11 protein-coding genes are annotated in these 16,504 nt (G+C 68.0%); 8 read left to right on the forward strand and 3 right to left on the reverse strand.

The features are described from left to right. Window position 1: 1 nt before the first annotated feature. The 7 genes from flgG (at window position 2) to ASC98_RS12700 (ending at window position 8,006) form a co-directional block, all read left to right on the forward strand. The gene (flgG, locus tag ASC98_RS12670) at window positions 2–784 is read left to right on the forward strand and encodes a flagellar basal-body rod protein FlgG (protein WP_056802516.1); all 783 of its coding nucleotides are present in this window, start codon (window positions 2–4) and stop codon (window positions 782–784) included. Window positions 785–792: 8 nt separating this feature from the next. Then, entirely contained in the window at window positions 793–1,461 is a 669-nt protein-coding gene (locus ASC98_RS12675; protein WP_056802519.1) for a flagellar basal body L-ring protein FlgH, read from the forward strand. Window positions 1,462–1,545: 84 nt separating this feature from the next. Next, window positions 1,546–2,649 (forward strand): flagellar basal body P-ring protein FlgI, encoded by a 1,104-nt coding sequence (locus ASC98_RS12680; protein ID WP_200953086.1) that lies wholly within the window; start codon window positions 1,546–1,548, stop codon window positions 2,647–2,649. Next, entirely contained in the window at window positions 2,649–3,542 is an 894-nt protein-coding gene (flgJ, locus tag ASC98_RS12685; protein WP_056802524.1) for a flagellar assembly peptidoglycan hydrolase FlgJ, read from the forward strand. The genes ASC98_RS12680 and flgJ overlap by 1 nt, the downstream gene beginning before the upstream one ends. 15 nt (window positions 3,543–3,557) lie before the next feature. After that, window positions 3,558–5,525 (forward strand): flagellar hook-associated protein FlgK, encoded by a 1,968-nt coding sequence (gene flgK / locus ASC98_RS12690; protein WP_056802526.1) that lies wholly within the window; start codon window positions 3,558–3,560, stop codon window positions 5,523–5,525. A 17-nt stretch (window positions 5,526–5,542) separates the two neighbouring features. Beyond that, on the forward strand, window positions 5,543–6,742 hold the full coding sequence (gene flgL, locus ASC98_RS12695) for a flagellar hook-associated protein FlgL (protein WP_056802529.1): 1,200 nt from the start codon (window positions 5,543–5,545) through the stop codon (window positions 6,740–6,742). Between the two features lie 55 nt (window positions 6,743–6,797). Next, window positions 6,798–8,006, forward strand: coding sequence for an EAL and HDOD domain-containing protein (locus ASC98_RS12700; RefSeq protein WP_056802534.1), 1,209 nt, complete (start codon window positions 6,798–6,800; stop codon window positions 8,004–8,006). Between the two features lie 42 nt (window positions 8,007–8,048). Here ASC98_RS12700 and ASC98_RS12705 read toward each other — a convergent pair whose 3' ends face one another. After that, window positions 8,049–9,404, reverse strand: a complete 1,356-nt coding sequence (locus ASC98_RS12705) for a hypothetical protein (protein WP_157598107.1) — start codon at window positions 9,402–9,404, stop codon at window positions 8,049–8,051. Between the two features lie 250 nt (window positions 9,405–9,654). On the opposite strand from ASC98_RS12705, the gene ASC98_RS12710 reads away from it, so the two are divergent. Further along, the gene (locus ASC98_RS12710) at window positions 9,655–12,900 is read left to right on the forward strand and encodes a PAS domain S-box protein (protein WP_057480077.1); all 3,246 of its coding nucleotides are present in this window, start codon (window positions 9,655–9,657) and stop codon (window positions 12,898–12,900) included. Between the two features lie 13 nt (window positions 12,901–12,913). Here the strand turns inward: ASC98_RS12710 and ASC98_RS12715 are convergent, their stop codons facing one another. Next, window positions 12,914–13,900 carry an EndoU domain-containing protein gene (locus ASC98_RS12715; protein WP_162252891.1) on the reverse strand — a complete coding sequence of 329 codons (987 nt, stop codon included), beginning with the start codon at window positions 13,898–13,900 and terminating at the stop codon, window positions 12,914–12,916. Window positions 13,901–13,917: 17 nt separating this feature from the next. Next, entirely contained in the window at window positions 13,918–16,494 is a 2,577-nt protein-coding gene (locus ASC98_RS12720; protein ID WP_157598105.1) for a hypothetical protein, read from the reverse strand. Window positions 16,495–16,504: the final 10 nt, after the last annotated feature.

Genomic DNA, 16,504 nt, shown 5'->3' on the forward strand with positions numbered 1-16,504 from the left:
CATGTTGAATTCACTCTGGACGGCCAAGTCCGGCATGGAGGCCCAGCAGGCCCAGCTGGACGCCATCTCGCACAACCTCGCCAACTCGGCCACCAACGGCTACAAGAAGTCGCACGTGGTGTTCGAGGACCTGATGTACCAGAACCTGCGCCAGGCCGGTTCCAACAGCAGCGAGCAGACCACGCTGCCGACCGGCTACCAGGTCGGGCTGGGCACGCGTGCGGTCGCGACCTCGCGCAGCTTCAGCCAGGGCAACCTTCAGCAGAGCGGCAACACGCTGGACGTGGCGGTGCGCGGCAGCGGCTTCTTCGAGATCCAGATGCCCGACGGCACCAACGCGTACACCCGCGACGGTTCGTTCCAGGTCGACTCGACCGGCAAGCTGGTGACCAACAACGGCTACACCGTGCAGCCCGGCATCACGATCCCGGCCAACGCGCAGAGCGTGAGCATCGGCAACGACGGCACCGTCACGGTGACGCTGCCGGGCCAGTCGGCGCCGCAGACCGTCGGCCAGATGCAGCTGACGAACTTCATCAACCCGGCCGGCCTGGAGCCGAAGGGCCAGAACCTGTTCACCGAGACCGCCGCCTCCGGCACGCCGAGCGCCGGCACGCCGGGGCTGAACGGCCTGGGCCTGGTGCAGCAGGGCTTTGTCGAGACGTCGAACGTCAACCCGGTCGAGGAACTGGTCTCGATGATCCAGACCCAGCGCGCCTACGAACTCAATTCGAAGGCGATCACGACCTCCGACCAGATGCTCCAGAAACTCAGCCAACTGTAAAGACCGTCATGAAGCGAATTGCTCTTCTCGCCGTGCCGGCCCTGCTCGCCGGCTGCAGCACGCTCTATCCGCTGCCCAAGGTCGACGTGGCCGAGCCGACGCGTGCGCGGCCGGAAGCGGTCGCGGCGCCGTCGGTCAACAACGGCTCGATCTTCCAGTCGGGCCAGTACCGGCCGCTGTTCGAGGACTACCGCGCACGGCTCGTCGGCGACACGCTGACGGTGCAGATCGTGGAAAAAGTCTCGGCCAGCCAGAAGAGCACCAGCACCATCGACAAGAGCGGCTCGGTGGCGGCCGGCGTCAGTGCGCTGCCGCTGGTCAACCCGAACGCGTTGCTGCGCTCGAACGCGGCCGGAAACTCGGCCAACACCTTCGCCGGCAAGGGCAGCACCGAGAACACCAACGACTTCTCCGGCATCATCACCGCGACCGTGACGGAAGTCCTGTCGAACGGCCACCTGGTGGTGGCGGGCGAGAAGCAGATCGGCGTCAACCAGAACGTCGACGTGCTGCGCTTCTCGGGCCAGGTCGACCCGCGGGCGATCCAGCCGGGCAACAGCGTCGCGTCGGCGCAGATCGCCAACGTGCGCATCGAGCACCGCGGCCGTGGCGCGCAGGCCGATGCCCAGGGAATAGGCTGGCTCGGGCGGTTCTTTTTGAACGTTCTGCCCATTTAAGTTTCCGCAGAATCGGTTTCATCCTGCGATGAAGCCGATATGCAAACCACCCACACCACTGCCACCGAAAAGCTCCTGCGGCTGATGATCAGCCTGACGGTCGTCGCGGCCAGCGCGGCGCTGTGGTGGCCGATGCCGTCGCAGGCGGCCCGCATCAAGGAAGTCGCCGCCGTCCAGGGCGTGCGCGCCAACCAGCTGGTCGGCTACGGCCTCGTCGTCGGCCTCGACGGCACCGGCGACCAGACCACCTCCACCCCTTTCACGCAGCAGAGCCTGAACGCGCTGCTGCAGCAGATGGGCGTCACCGTGCCGCCGGGCACCACGATGCAGGTCAAGAACGTCGCCGCGGTGATGGTGACGGCGCAGTTGCCGCCGTTCGCGCAGCCGGGCCAGACGATCGACATCAACGTCTCGTCGATGGGCAATGCCAAGTCGCTGCGCGGTGGCACGCTGATCGCGACGCCGCTGAAAGGCGCCGACGGCCAGATCTACGCGCTCGCGCAGGGCAACCTGATCGTCGGCGGTGCCGGTGCGTCGGCGGCCGGCTCCAAGGTGCAGATCAACCACCTGAGTGCCGGCCGGGTGCCCGAGGGCGCGACGGTCGAACGGGCGGTGGCCACGCCGCTGAACCAGGGCGAATTCCTGCAGCTGGACCTGAACGCCAGCGACTTCAGCACCGCGCGCGAAGTGGCGCGCACGATCAACGCGAAGATGGGCGCCGACACCGCGCATGCGATCGACGGCCGCGTCGTGCGCGTGCGCATGCCGGCCTCGCCGGACGCGCGCGTCGGCTTCCTGGCCGACATCGAGAACCTGCCGCTGGAGCTGGCCGCGCCGGCCGCCAAGGTGGTGATCAACGCCCGCACCGGTTCGGTGGTGATGAACCAGACCGTCACGCTGAGCGCCTGCGCGGTCGCGCACGGCAACCTGTCGGTGACGATCAGCACGACGCCGGTGATCAGCCAGCCGTCGCCGCTGTCCAGCGGCGGCAGCACCGTCACGAAGGAAAAGGCCGACATCACGATCAAGCAGGAGGCCGGCACGCTGATCCAGCTGCCGGCCAGCGCGAAGCTGGCCGACGTGGTGAAGGCGCTGAGCGCGCTCGGCGCGACGCCGATGGACCTGCTGGCGATCCTTCAGGCGATGAAGAGCGCCGGTGCCCTCAACGCTGAACTCGAGGTGATCTGATGGCGATCAACCCGATCCAACCCGGCCTGCAGAGCCAGAGCCTCGCGAGCGACACCAAGGGGGTCGATGCGCTGCGCTACAGCGCGTCGAAGGACCCGAAGGCCGCGATCAAGGAGACCGCGAAGCAGTTCGAGGGCCTCTTCATGCAGCAGCTGATGAAGAGCATGCGCCAGGCGACGCTGAGTTCCGGAATGCTCGAGAACTCCGGCACGCAGATGGGCACCGAGCTGCTGGACACGCAGCTCGCGCAGTCGCTGAGCGGCCGCCCGGGCGGGCTGTCGGAGATGATTGCCAAGCACCTGGAACGCCAGCTCGGCGAGCCGCTGGCCAACATGGCCAAGGACTCGGCCTCGGCGCAGACGGTGGCCGCCACCGGCCAGACCGGCACCGCGCCGCTGCCGGCTTCTCTGCAGGGCAAGGAGCGCCAGGTCGGCTTCCTGAAGCTGCACGACAGTGCCGCGAAGGCGGCCGAGGCCGAGACCGGCATCCCGGCGACCTTCATGGTCGCGCAGGCAGCGCACGAATCCGGCTGGGGCCGGCACGAGATCCGGAACACCGACGGCAGCAGCTCGTTCAACCTGTTCGGCATCAAGGCGGGCAAGGACTGGACCGGCCCGACCACGACGGTCACGACCACCGAGGTCGTCAACGGCCAGCCGCACAAGGTGCAGGCCAAGTTCCGCGCCTACGCCAGCTACGAGGAGTCGTTCAAGGACTACGCGAAGCTGATGAAGGACAACCCGCGCTACTCGAAGGTGGTGGCGGCCGGCAACTCGGCCCAGGGCTTCGCGCACGGGCTGCAGCGCGCGGGCTACGCGACCGACCCGGAGTACGCGAAGAAGCTGACCAACATGATCAACACCACGCTGCGCCTGCAGCGCGCCACCGCGTAAGCGAGGAACCGACGCATGAGCTCCTCGGCACTACTGGGCATCGGCACGCGGGCGATGTTCGCCAACTACGCGGCGCTGCAGGCCACCGGCAACAACATCGCGAACGCCAACACCGAGGGCTACTCGCGCCAGCAGGTGGTGCTGGAGACCGCGAAGGGCCAGTTCACCGGCGCCGGCTTCTTCGGCAAGGGCGTCAACGTGAGTTCGGTCATCCGCTCGTACAACAGCTTCCTGACGACGCAGGCCTCGGCCACCAAGGCCACCGCCGCCGGCGACGCCGCGCGTGCCGAGCAGCTGAAGCAGATCGAGTCGGTGTTCGGCACCGGCAAGTCGGGCGTCGGCTACTCGGCCGGCGAGCTGCTGAACGCGTTCGTCGACGTCGCCAACCAGCCGGCCGATTCGTCGGCGCGCCAGGTGGTGATCGCCCGTGCGAAGGAGCTGGCCAACAAGTTCGCGGCCGCGGGCGACCAGCTGCAGAGCATCCAGACCGGCGTCACGCAGGACATCAAGAGTTCGGTCGACACCGTCAACAGCCTGGCCCAGCAGGTGGGCAAGCTGAACGAGCAGATCCAGGCGCTGAACGGCACCGGCCAGCCGCCGAACGACCTGCTGGACAAGCGCGACACGTTGATCAGCCAGATCAGCGGCTACATCGGCGTGACGACGATCAAGGCCGACAACGGCAGCATCGGCGTGTTCGTCGGCGGTGGCCAGGCGCTGGTGCTGGGCGCGAACGCGAACAAGCTGACGACGGTGCCCGACGCCTACGACCCGTCGAAGGTGCAGCTGGGCATCAGCGTCGGCAGCGGCCTGTCGTCGATGATCCCGCAGGATGCGCTGAGCGACGGTTCGATCTCCGGCATGCTGCGCTTCCAGAACGACGACCTGGTCGACGCGCGCAACCTGCTCGGCCAGATGGCCGCGGCGATCAGCGGCGCGGTCAACCAGCAGCAGTCGCTCGGCCTCGACATGGGCAAGCCGGCCAACTTCGGCTCGCCGCTGTATGCGGTGGGCGCGCCGCGCTCGCTGCCGGCCGCCAGCAATGCCGGCGACGCGGTCTTCGGCGTCACGCTGACCGACACCACGCAGGTGCAGGCGAGCGACTACGAGCTGCAGTTCGACGGCACCAACTACTCGCTGACGCGGCTGTCGGACAACACCGCGGCGGTCGGCAGCCCGTTCAGCGCCGCGCAGATGGCCGCCGGCATCACGGTCGACGGCATGACGATCCAGATGACGGCCGGCGCCTCGGTGGCCGGCGACCGCACGCTGCTGCAGCCGGTGGGCAATGCGGCCAAGGACATGCGCGCGGTGCTGAGCGATCCCAACGGCATCGCCGCGGCATCGCCGGTGACCTCGACCTTCGCGGCCACCAACAAGGGCACCGCGACGCTGGCGTCGCTGGCCGCGGTGAGCAATTCGCTCGACCGCACGCTGACGGCCAACGTCAGCTTCACCTCCGACACCGGCGACTACAACTGGGAGCTGCTCGATTCGACCGGCGCGCAGGTGTCCGCCGGCACCGGCACCTGGACCGCCGGCTCGCCGATCGCGCTGAACGGCTTCGAGTTGAAGCTGAACGGCGTGCCGAAGACCGGCGACACGGTGGCGGTGAAGCCGACCACGTCGACCGAGGCGAACAACGGCAATGCGCTGGCCTTCGTCGGCATCGGCACCAAGGGCATCGTCGGCGGCAGCACGCTGGCCAACGGCACGGTGACGCCGGGCAAGACCATCACCGACGCGTACGCGAGTGCGCTGTCGGACATCGGCGTGCGCGTGCAGAGCGCGCAGACCGCGGCGAGCATCTCCGATTCCGCCGCAACGCAGGCCGAATCGGCGCGCGCCAACAAATCGGGCGTCAACCTCGACGAAGAGGCCGCCAAGCTGATCCAGTACCAGCAGAGCTACCAGGCCGCAGCCAAGATGCTGCAGGTCGCTCAGCAAGTGTTCGACACCCTGCTGCAGACCGCGGCAGGCTGATCCGGGACCTCGACAACATGCGCATCAGCACCTCCAACTCCTACGACGCCTCGCTCCAGCAGCTGATGAAGCGGCAGGACGACCTGAGCTCGGCCCAGGAGCAGCTCACCACCGGCAAGCGCGTCAACCGCGCCAGCGACGACCCGGCCGCCGCAGCGCGTGCCGAGCGGGCGCTGGCGGCCGAAAAGCGGGCCGTCGCCGGCCAGCGCGCGGTCGACGCCAGCAAGAACGCGATGACGCTGACCGAAAGCGCGCTCGGCGACGCGACCGACCTGCTGCAGCAGGTGCGCGAGACGCTGATTGCCGCCGGCAACGCCACCTACACCGACGCCGAGCGCAAGGGCCTGTCCGACAAGATCAGCGAACTGCGCAAGCAGTTGATGGCGGTGGCGAACCGGGCCGACGGCGCCGGCACCTACCTGTTCGGCGGGCAGGGCGCCGGCCAGGCGCCGTTCCTCGATGCGGCCGGCGGCGTCGTCTACCAGGGCGGCGACGGCGAGGCCGAGGTGGCGTCCGACGAAGCGCTGCCGATCACCACCAACGGCGACCAGATCTGGATGCAGGCCCGCTCCGGCAACGGCGTGTTCGACACCCATGCCGTGACCGCGACCGGCACCGCGTGGATCGACAGCGGGCGCGTCACCAATCCGTCGGCGCTGACCGGCTCGACCTACAGCATCCAGTTCAGCGTCACCGGCGGCACCACCACCTATTCGATCCTGCAGGACGGTGCACCGACCGCGCAGGTCGGCATGCCGTTCAAGCCCGGCCAGGCGATCCAGATCGACGGCATGTCGGCCAACATCGCCGGCAACCCGGCCGACCTGGACGAATTCACGATCACGCCGTCGGTCACCGGCCAGACCGTGTTCGACACGCTCGACAAGGCGATCGCCGACCTGAAGACGCCGCTGCGCAACGGCACGCAGATCGCGCAGTCGAATGCGGACAACCTGGCCAACCTCGACCAGGTGATGGCCAACATCTCGGGCGCGCGCACCCGTGTCGGCGAGACGCTGAACCGCATCGACGGCGTCACCGGGCGGCTGGACTCGCTGCAGCTGTCGAGCAAGACGGCGCGCTCGGATGCCGAGGACCTGGACATGACGAGCGCAATTTCGGACTTCGCGAACCAGCAGACCGGGTACGATGCCTCGCTCAAGGCCTACACGATGGTGCAGAAACTGTCGCTGTTCAACTACCTGAGCGGCGGGTGAGGCCCACCCCCGAAGCGCCTTCGGCGCCTTCCTTTTTGATCCTGGAGAACTTCGCGTGACTGACAACGCCACACTCGGGCAGGTCGCCCTCGGCTATTCGCCGTTCATCGACCGCAGCCGCGCCGTGACGGCCACCCGCCTGACGATCTATCCGCTGCGCCCCGAGCTGAAACCCGATGTGGCGCAGTTGCTGCACGCCGTGGGCGGCGTGTGGCCGGCCGACGGCGGCCGGGCGTCGCTGAACATCGTCAGCGAAAGCCTGCTGCAGGACCTGATGGGCGCGAGCCCGTCGGCCAACCTGATGATCGAGATCCCGGCCTTCATGGCCTGCGACGAAGCCAACGTCGCGGCGCTGCAGGCGTTGCACCGGGGCGGCAACACGCTGTTGCTGAAGGGCCGGCCGATGAAGGAACTGCCGCGCGAGCTGCTGCCCTGCTTCAAGTTCTCGCTGATCGACCTGGCCGACGACCGCCGCGTCAATGAAACCGGCAACGTGGCGCCGGCCGGTGTCACCCGCAACATCTCGCACGTGCAGTCGGGCGTGCGCAACCTGGCCGACATGGAAGCCAGCTTCTCGCGCGGCGCCGCCGCGGTGCTCGGCTGGCCGATCGACGACGCCATCCACGAGGCGCAGGCCAAGGGCAAGTCGGCGGTGCAGATCGACCTGCAGGTGATCGTCGAGCTGATCCAGCGCGTGGACGCGCAGGACCCGATCGAGAAGCTCGAGAACACGCTGAAGCGCGACCCGTCGCTCGCCTTCAAGCTGATGCGCTACATCAACTCGCCGGCCTTCGGGCTGCGTGTCGAGATCAGCTCGTTCCGCCACGCGATCATGATGCTCGGCTACCAGCGCCTGAAGCGCTGGCTGGCGCTGCTGCTGGCCACCGCCGGCAAGGACGTCAACATGAAGCCGGTGATGTTCGCGGCGGTGCGCCGCGGGCTGCTGATGGAAGAGCTGGTGCGCTCGTCGGGCGACGAGGAGATGCGCAACGAGATGTTCATCTGCGGCGTGTTCTCGCTGCTCGACCGGATGTTCAAGCAGCCGTTCTCCGACCTGATGAAGACGATTCCGGTGCCCGAGCGCGTCTACCAAGCGCTGGTCGACGGCACCGGCCCGTACCAGCCGTACTTCGACCTGGTGCAGGCGGTGGAGCATGAATCGCTGTACGACTTCCGCACCGCGGCCGACACGCTGATGCTGAGCGTCAGCGAGATCAACCGGGCGGTGCTGGGGGCGCTGACGTCGGCGTCGCAGATCGACTGAGCCAGCGAGCGAGCGGCAGCGCACGGGACGTGCGATGCCGGATCAATCGAATTCGAATTCGCGCGCGGGTTTGCCGGTCACGTGGTAGCCAGGCTCCACGCCTGCTGCCTGCCGCAGCGCGGCCAACTGCTCGTCGACCTGCGCCGCAGGGGTATGGCCCAGCTTGCTCTTCATCTCCCGCTGAAGCCGCGTGGCCTTCCATGCGATGACTTCGGAGATGTATTGCTGCCGGGCCTGGTCGTTCTCCGGCAACTGCCGTTCCAGCGCCTGCGAACGTCCGACGGCACTCCACAAGTCTTGCAGCCGAGAGGTGTAAAGCATCGTGATGGCGCGGTCCTGCGACCAAATCGGCAATTGGTGGTGCCGGGCGATGCGCCGGCGTTTCGACGCGCTGGCGCGCGGTTCCCTCGGCGTGTCCAGGTTGCGGTGATGAAGTGCGACCAGGTTGCGGCCCAGCAGTCTGGCCAACGCGATCTTTCCCGTGTCGGTCGGCTTGAAGAGCCCTTCCTTCGAACAGGAGATGTCGATCTGGAGGGTGGTCAGCGTCGTGTTGCGTTCCAAGGCGAGCAGGATGGCCTGCATCTCGCCGCCAGACAGGAATGCTTTGGACGGATGTGTCGAGGGGGCGCCCTTCAGCACCAGCGTGTGCAACTGATGGTTCTGGATGAAGTGGACGAGGAGCTGCAAGGCCAGCTTGCGGCTTGGAATGCTGGAGAAGCACAGATTCAACTCGGCGAGTTCCACCGAAGGCAGCTGCTGGAGTTCGCCGAGCCAGCCCGTCGACGCGTGGTCGACGTCCCCCACCACCAGCGACAAGCAGCGCAAGACGGGGCTGCCGTTGGTGGTCAGGGAGCGCAGGGCGTCCGGCAGTCGATGGGCCGACCAGGGTCCGCGGTGGGTGCCGAGGGACAGGTGGATTTCCCGGCCGTTCAGGTCGCGCAGGCAATTCAGCACCTCGGGATGGGGTGGGCTCCCGTCCAGTTCCAACGCGACCACCCGGATGCGATCGTTGCGCCGCACCGCGTCGATCAGCTGCAGCGGCTGGTCGCTGGCGGGCTCCTTCTCCTCATCATCCGATGGCATGAACGGCTCGCTGCCCGAGTCGTCCATCTCCAAGTCTGAATCCGACGCCCAGACGACCCGGATCGCGTTCAGGTGGCTGTGCTGCACCGCTGCGGCGAAGGCCGTGAAGTCGGCCTCAGCGAGGGGCGGCGTCAGTCTGACGGACATCGAGGACACCGTGTCGATTTTCAGCGCTTCGGTGGCCAGGCGCAGGGTGGCGTTGTTGGCCTTCAGGTGGCGCAACTCGCCGCGACGGATGCCCTGCAATGTTCTCAGCCAACGTTGCGTCAACTTTGGCCAGGGGCAGGTTTGCGGGCCGAGTTCAATGGTCGGCATGGGTTCCACGAGGTCGTGGCATGGGGGAAGGGCGGGATCTCGATGCGGATCCGGCAGGTACGGGTCCGCTGTCCTGTGATGGGAGCGGTGGATGCATCGCTGAGAAATCATGAGGCTGTCCTTGAAGCGACGAAGGCGCCGCATTGAGCTGCCATCTTGAGTAACCGCGCGGCACCGCAAGTTCCGCCTGCCCGTCGCCTCGCGCTGCGTACACTGCGCGCAGCCTCTGCCGGGCTGCCGCTGTCACACGATGTCCCTCTCCGACCCCAAGGCCCTGCGCCAACTCCTCGACGTGCTGTCCGACGCCGTGCTGGTGCTGGACCGCGGCGCGCGGATCGTCTTCTCCAACACGGCCGCGCTGCGGCTGATCCCCGGCGAGCCGGCGCGGCAACTGGCGCAGCTCGCGCCGGTGCTGGGCGAACCGCTGGTCGCTGCCGTGACGCGTGTGCTGGCCGGCGGCACTGCGGGCGAGCTGCAGCAATCCCTCACCTTGCACGACGGCCGCCGCTTCGGCGTCGCGCTGGTGCCGCTGGACGCGGACCGCCACGCGCTGCGCCTGGCCGCGGCGGCTCCCGTGCCGGCACCCACCGCCGACGCCGCGCCGCCGCCGGCCATGCCCGACATGGGCACGATGTTCTGGGACGCGCCATTCCCCGTCACGTTGCAGGACGAGCACTTCAAGCTGATCGACGCCAACGACGCCTACCTCGAGTTCACCGGCTTCACGCGCGAGCAGCTGGTCGGCCACGACCCGCTCGACCTGCAGCCGCCCGAAGACCGCGCACTCAACCGCGCCTACCGCCAGCAGATGAGCGCCGCCGGCACCACCCGCCTGGTGCAGCGCCGGCTGATCCATGCCGATGGCCGCGAGCGCTGGTTCCGCGCCGCATGGCGCGTCGGCAGCGATGCGCAGGGCCGCGCGCGCACCGTCAGCATCCTGCAGGACAGCACCGCCGAGCACATCGCGCGCGAACGTGCCGACCGCTCGGTGCGCGAGCTCGACGACTGGTTCGAGCTCAGCCCGGTCGGCATGGTGCTGTTCGACGAGCAGGGCCTGCTGGTGCGCAGCAACCCGGCCTTCGAGGCGCTGGCGGGCGACGTGCCGGTGCTGATGTCCGAGGCGTCTGCGGGCATCCAGCAGCTGATGGCCTGGCACGACGGCAAGCCGCTGGCGCTGCTGCGCCCCGGTTCCAGCCCGGTCGAGACGCAGGCGTGGGTGCATCACCCGGGCCAGTCCGGCCAGCCCGACGGCACGCCGCGCCGGCTGCGCGGGGTCGTGCGCTGCTACCAGAGCGGCAGCGGGCAGCGCCGCTACATGGCGATCGTCGAGGACCGCAGTGTCGAGGAAGAGCGCGACCTGGCGCAGATGCAGATCGGCGCGCTGATGGACACCGCCGGCGTCGGCCTCGCGACCTTCCAGGAATCGTCCGGCTGGGTGCAGCACGGCGCGGTGTTCGGCAGCGCCGCGGAGTCGGCGGTCGGCGCCGCCGCCGCGCTGCAGTCGATCCGCCGCGACGTGGTGTTGCCCGAATCGCTGCCCGAGTACGACAAGCTGCAGCAGGCGCTGCGGCTGGCCCAGCGCGCTGAGGTGCGCTATGCCATCCGCCATCCGGAGCACGGCCTGCGCTGGCTGCTGACGCGGGTCGAGCCGGCGACGCTCGCGTCGGGCAAGCGCACCACCTCGGTCGTCACGCTCGACATCACCGACCAGCACCAGACCCAGCAGCGCAGCGAGATGCTGCTGCGCGAGCTGACCACCATCCTCGAGAGCACCACCGTCGGCATCGCCTACCTGCGCGGCAACCTGCTGGTGCGCTGCAACCGGCGCTTCGAGGTGCTGCTCGGCTTCCGCGCCGGCGACGTGGCCGGCTGCAGCCTGCAGGAGCTGCTGGCCGCGCAGCCGCAGGTGGGGCAGCTGGTGGCGCAGATCGACGAATCGCTGGCCGCCGGCCGGGTGCACGAGACCGAGATCGCGGTCGACATGCGCGGGCGCCCGCGGCACTGGTGCTCGCTGTCGGTGCGGCGCGCCGGCGAGGGCGAGGACGGCCAGGAGCTGATCGCGGTGCTGACCGACATCACGCGGCTGAAGGCCCAGCAGGCCGAGCTCGAGGCGCTGGCCAGCGAGGTCGCGCTGCAGGCCGAGCGCACGCGGGCCATCCTCGATTCGGTGCTGGTGGGCATCGTCACCGTCGGCAGCGACGGCATCGAATGGATGAACCGCTCGGCGCGCCGCATGTTCGGCGGCGACCTGGAGGATTTCGTCGGCCAGCCGATGGCCACCGTCGCGACGCCGGAGCCGGAGCATCCGTTCCTGCGCACCGAGTACCTCGACGACCTGGTCGAGGGCCAGGCCGAGACCTTCGAATGCCGCGTGAAGGCGCGCGACGGCCGCGAGTTCTGGGTGGTCGGCAACGCGGTCGTCACCGGTCGGCAGCTGACCTATGCGCTGCTCGACATCGAGCGCCGCCGCCAGGCCGAGGCGCGCATCGCCGAGGCGCAGTCGTCGCTGCAGCGCATCATCGAGGCCGCGCCGCTGGCGATCACGCTGCGCGATGCGCACACGCTGCGCATCCTGCAGGTCAACGAGGTGGCGGCGCGCAATGCGTCGACCTCGCCGGCGCAGCTGATCGGCCGCACGCCGGAGCAGATCTTCTCGCCGGAGATCGCCGCCGAGCGCCGCCGCGACATGGAAGACGCGCTGGCCGCCGGCCGCGTGACGCAGCGCGAGTACCGCAGCGAGGTCGACGGCCAGGTCCAGGTGTGGGATGCGCGCTACCTGCCGCTCTCGGCCGACGGCCTGCCGGCCGACCAGCTGCTGATGGTGGCCACCGAGGTCACCGAGCAGCGCGCCGCGCAGGAGGCGCGCTTCGAGGCGGCCATCGCGCAACGCGAGATGCTGGTGAAGGAAGTGCACCACCGCATCAAGAACAACCTGCAGGGGGTGGCCGGCCTGCTGCAGCAGATCGCGACGCGCAAGCCCGAGGTGGCCGGCGTGATGGCCGAGGTGGTCGGCCAGGTGCAGGCGATCGCGCAGGTCTACGGGCTGCAGGTCGGCATGAGCGGCCCGCTGCGGGTGCGCAGCGTGCTGGAGGCGATCACCGGCTCGGTGCAGCGCACCTTCGGCCGCACGATCGTGTTCGACGTGCAGGGGCCGCAGCCGGAAGCCTGGGCCTTGCCGGAGGCCGAGTCGATCCCGATCGCGCTGACGGTCAACGAGCTGCTGACCAACGCGATCAAGCACAGCCCCGGCGATGCCCCGGTGAGTTGCACGCTGGCATGCGGCGACGACGGCGTGCAGATCCTGATCGGCAACGAGGGCCGGCTGAGCGAGGGCTTCAGCCTCGCGCAGTTCCCCGGCGGGGTGTCCGGGCTCGGGCTGGTGCGGGCGCTGCTGCCGCGGCGCAGCGCGAAGCTGTCGATCGAGGCGCTGGGGCCGCGCGTGGTGGCGGTGGTCGATCTGAAGCCGCCGGGGGTGGCGCGGATCGCGACGGCGTGAGGCCCGCGCCGTGTCAGCCGGCCAGCGGAAAGCAGGTCACCATGCCGGTGTTGCGATCCCTGTAGAAGCGAATCCGCACGCCGGAATCCGAAGGGCTGTCCCACGGACCTTCGCCACTGGCAAAGGCATCGCCACGGCGCAGCGCGGTGGCGATCTCGTGCCTGATCCGCCTGCTTGTCCACGCCGGCGGGAAGAAGGTCGAAGGCTCGATCTTCTCGACCCAGCTCGCGGCGCCCGGCGGCTTGATGTCGACGAACCCCGTGAAGGTGTCGTTGCCGTGCGAGGTGATGCGGGCACCGGGGCGCATGCGCAGCCGCTTGCTGTTGGCCTTCAACGATGCATGGCCTCCGACGGCGTGGCCTTCCGGATTCATGCTGCCATGCAGGACATGGTCGATGTCGACATGGCGATCGGACAGGTACTGTGCATCGCCGGGATGGCGAATCGGCGGTTCGACCTCGGCGACCCGCGCCGTGACGGCCTGCCAGTCCTCCAGCGTCTGGCGGATCGACCCTGGCAGCAGGTCACCGACGGCATCCGACAGCAGTTCCAGCACCGCGGCAGCCGCCTTGCGTGGAAGTCGCTGCGTCCCGACGAGGGCGTTCCACAGCGCATGCTTGTGCTCGTCGTGCCAGCGCGACCTGGCCAGTGCCGCAATCACCGGACGGAGCGCGTCGAAGGCGGCAGGATTGCCGGCGAACGTCGCCAGCAGCGTCTTGCCGGTTCGCGCGTCCGGGCCCAGCGCGGCCGCCAGCAGCGGGACGACGTCGTCGGCGTCGAGCGTGGGAGCCTGCAGGCTGGTGATCAGCAACTGCGCTGCGCGGTCGTCGCCCACCGACGCAGCGGCGTGGAAGACCGTGCGGCCGGTGTCATCGGGCGCCAGCAACGCGGTCAACAGGGCTTGGTCGGCCGAGGCGATGCTGCCGGCGACGAACTCATGGAAGACCGCGGGTTCGGCGTGTGCAGCGTCGTCGGCGGCGACATGCAGGAACGTGGCCACGACATCGACTTTCCGGTTCACGACCGCGACATCGAACGCCGTCCTCTTTTGCTCGTCCCTTGCGCCAAGGTACGCGCCGAGCGCTGAGGGCGAGATGATGTTGTTGCGCAGCAGGCCCAGAGGGGCCTGATTCGAGGCCGGGCCGTGTCCGCGGACTTCACGGCGACGAGGTGCAATTGCGTCGGCTTTCCCGACATCTCGGGGCCGCGGGTCAGCAGGTCGATCATCACCTGCTGGGCGATCTTCCAGCCATCGGTGGTGTCTTTGGAATTCATCACCGCCATCGAGATGGGCAAGCTTGCGTGTCGATCGATCGTGCCGTTGGGCGTCTTCAGCAGAAGTGCCAGCAGGCGTTGCTTGCCGTCTGCGCTCAGCTTCTTCGTTTCGATCAGGCACCCGAGCAATTCGTCGAGGACTTTGCGATGTGCGAGCGCCTCGACCAGCAGCGAGGGGCCGCTCGGGTCACTCTGCAGGGCGTCGGTCCACAAGGCTTCCATGGTGTCCTCGTTGAAGTTCCTGGCGAGCAACCGGTTGGCAACGAAGGTCATGGCGTCGTGCAGCTTGCTGGCGACCAAGGTGTGAAGCAGGCCTTTCCCGTCGTTGTCGCGGGCCGACAGCAGGCATTTGAGTTCAACTTCCGTGGCACGGTCGATGTTGCGGACGACGCTTTCCACGAGCGCGCGCGCCAGGGGCTGTTTCGAGGTCCGGGCCGAGGCGGCCAGCTCGAGCCACGCCGCAGCCGCACGAAAGGCGCGCGCGTCGATCGCGGCCCAGAATGGCGTGTGCTTGTTGTCGTCCGGGGCCGTCCAGATCTGCGCCAGGTCGCCCGCCTGTGGGGAAAGGTTGAGCACGTTGTTCACGAACTCCTTGACCTGCGTCGCGTCATTTCGCAATGAGCAGCAGTGCAGTGCCGTTCTTCCGTGGCGGGTTCGGGCGAGCAGGTAGGGCAGCAACTTGCCGTCCAGTCCGACTTTCGGGAAGGAAGCCACGGCGGCCACGATCGGTATGAGGCTGGAACGACCATTCGTCTCGATGCTGTCATGGAGCATCGTGGAACTGATGCCGTCGGAAGTGGCGGTCAGGAGGTCGATCAGGAACGTCAGATTCAACGCGTCGCTGCGACCATCGTCGCCCGCCGCGAGGACAGCCTCCAGGGCGACGTCCTGAACGATGCCGATCAACGCGGGACGAGGCCGCTCGATGCGCAGCAGCTTGGCAATGAGCAGGAACTTGTCTGACTGCGTCAACGCCCCGCTGAGAATCACCTCGCGAAGCAGGAGCTGCAACTTCGAGCAGACCTCCTCGCCCCGCGCAGCGGCGTGCCACAGCAAGGTGTCGCCATCTTTCGTTTTCGCGCCGAGCATCTCCCGGACCACCAGCGTTCTCGCTTCTTCGGTCAGATGCTTCGCAGCGAGAACCTGTGTGATCAACCCGTTTGCCGCCTCCGACCAGCCGTCGGCCGCAGCGACATGGAGCGGCGTCCGGCCCGCAAGATCCGGCCCGAGCAGGTAGCCCAGGTGCAGCGCGCTGGTGCTGCTGGCGATCACCTTCGCGACGAGTCGGGAGAATTCTGCTGCGTCGCTGCGCACCCAGTCGTGCAGCCTGGACTGCAGGCAGCAAGGGGTGACCAGCCGCAGCAGGTCCGGATTGATGTGACTGTCCGGCATCTTCTTGATGATGTCGGCCACCTGATCCGGAAGCTGCAGATCGGACTCGACCGGCTGCCCGGTGGGCACCATCGCCTTCATCAGCAGCATTGTCTTGTCGGCGGGTGTCAATGCGGGCATCGAGACCAGCAGCACGAGGAAGTTTTCCAGCGCGATGGGCGGGCAATTCCTCTGCAGGTGTTGCAGCAACGAGATCTGCTTTTTCTTGTCGACGGGCCTCCACAGAATGAGGGTCCACGCGTCCATCAGGTCGCGCTTCGAAGGTTGCCACTTCTTCCTGATGAGCGCCTTGGTTCCCTTGCTCGTCTGGCAAGCCGCGATGATCGACCGCTGGTAGTCAGCCGTGGGATTCACGTTGGCAGAGCTGGCGATACGCTGCGGTTCGTGGCAGGTCGGCGGATCGATGAAATTGCCCTGTTGGTCGTAGTTGCTGACAGTCCAGTGCCACGGCCGTTCCTTCAGGTTGGACCAGATGATCGTGTCGCTGTTGGAGATCACGAACTTCAAAAGCTTCGAGGACGCGGAATGGATCGTGATCGCCAGCGGCCCGGCCAGCCCGCCGTGCACCAGCTCTCCCTCGAAGCGCGGCAACTCGATGCGTTCCAGGTGCGGCAGCGTTCGAACGCCTGGCGGCACCTCCGCCATGCCTTCGGGAAAGATGATGCTGGACACCTTCGGGGCGCCGGCCACGGCCAGTGACGCCCACAAGCCGTCCAACGCCCCTACCGCGGCGGGCGACAGCTTGCCCAGCTTCAGGGTCCCGGTGGAGTCCAGGGCCTGTCGAAGATCAACGGCTTCCTGGGTGTCGAGCGGGATGGCGAGGGACCCGACCATGTCGCCGAAGGACGGTGCTGGAGTGCCGTCCTGGTCTGGCACCTTGGCATCGACGGGGGTTGAAGAAGGTCTGGCTCTCTGTGTGGCTTGCATGGTGGGATCG

Origin of the sequence: Rhizobacter sp. Root1238 (assembly GCF_001425825.1) — a bacterium.
In the GTDB taxonomy this organism is placed as follows: domain Bacteria; phylum Pseudomonadota; class Gammaproteobacteria; order Burkholderiales; family Burkholderiaceae_C; genus Rhizobacter.